This is a genomic window from Domibacillus sp. 8LH (assembly GCF_038806185.1).
Classification (GTDB): domain Bacteria; phylum Bacillota; class Bacilli; order Bacillales; family Domibacillaceae; genus Domibacillus; species Domibacillus indicus_A.
The window spans coordinates 1-1,445 of sequence record NZ_JAVJNG010000062.1; the positions used below are offsets into that span (position 1 = coordinate 1).

The following is a 1,445-nucleotide window of genomic DNA, read 5'->3' on the forward strand; positions in this document are numbered from 1 at the left end:
TGAACTGCCCCGTAAATGTTAGACACCAAACTAACATTTATGGGGTGTTTTTATGGCTAAATTTACAATGGAAGAAAAGATTCAAATTGTATTAAGGTATTTAAAAAGAAATGAAAGTATTTATACAATTGCTGAAGAAGCCGGGGTCAGTTCTCCAATCTTAAGTGGATGGATTCGTCTTTATGAACAGTTCGGTGCAGAGGGGTTTTTAAAATCCTATACAAGTTATTCTGCGGAGTTTAAACTTAATGTACTCAAGTATATGAAAGACACGGGTACATCCTCTTATGACGCAGCTGCCATTTTCAATATTTCTTCACCAGGCTTGATCCGAAACTGGCGAAAGTTATTTGAGACTGGAGGAATTGATGCCCTGCATCCAAAGAAAAAGGGGCGATCATTCATGAAAAAAGAAACAAAATCTACTGTTAAAAAACAATTACTAGTTGAAGGATCAATTGAGGCTCTTCAGTCTGAAAATGAGCGTTTACGCATGGAGAATGCCTACTTAAAAAAGTTGAACGCTTTAGTTCAAGAACAGGGAAAATTACAAACAAAGTCAAAGCGCAAGTAATTTTTGAGCTAAAGAATGAATTTGATATCGTGGAATTAGTTAAAGCCGCTGACATTCCACGCAGTACCTATTATTACTGGGAAAAACAATTAAATCGAAAAGATAAATATGTGAGTGTAAAAGAGGCCATTGAGGCCGTTTATCATGAACATAAAGGTCGTTATGGTTACCGCCGTATCCACAAAGAATTAAAGAAAAGGCACATTCACCATGACCCAAAGACCATTCATCGCTTAATGAATGAGATGGGCTTAAAATGTGAAGTGCGTATGAAAAAATACCGTTCATATCGTGGAAAAGTAGGTAAAATCGCCCCTAATATACTGAATCGCGATTTCAACACAGACAACATGAATGAAAAATGGGTAACCGATGTAACAGAATTTCACCTGTTTGGAGAAAAACGTTTTTTATCTCCTGTTCTAGACTTATGTAATGGGGAAATTATTGCGTATAAAGTGATGAAACGCCCTGTTTATTCACTGGTTGAAGAGATGTTAGAAGAAGCAGGGAAGCGAATACAGCCTGAAGATACAGTCATCCTCCATTCAGATCAAGGCTGGCATTATCAGATGGCCAAATACCAAAAAAAATTAAAAGAATATGGTATTCGTCAAAGCATGTCCCGTAAGGGAAATTGTTTAGACAACGCAGTCATGGAAAATTTCTTTGGCTTACTAAAATCGGAACTTCTTTACTTACAAGAGTTTGAGAGTATGGAACATTTTGAACGAGAATTAGAAGAGTATATTTATTATTATAATCACAAACGAATGAAGGCAAAATTAAATGACCTAAGTCCAATAGAATACCGGACTCAGGTCTTGGAAGCTGCCTAAACTTTTTTGTCTAACTTTATTGGGTCAGATCA

General features: G+C 36.3%; 1 protein-coding gene. It reads left to right on the plus strand.

What is annotated here, in order from left to right; translation table 11 throughout:
• Positions 1 to 52 precede the first annotated feature (52 nt).
• Positions 53 to 1,413 (plus strand): IS3 family transposase gene (locus tag RG959_RS23750; RefSeq protein ID WP_342799267.1). Its coding sequence is split into 2 segments (ribosomal slippage): positions 53 to 509 and positions 509 to 1,413, totalling 1,362 coding nucleotides; the frame shifts between segments, so codons are not numbered across the junction.
• Positions 1,414 to 1,445: the final 32 nt, after the last annotated feature.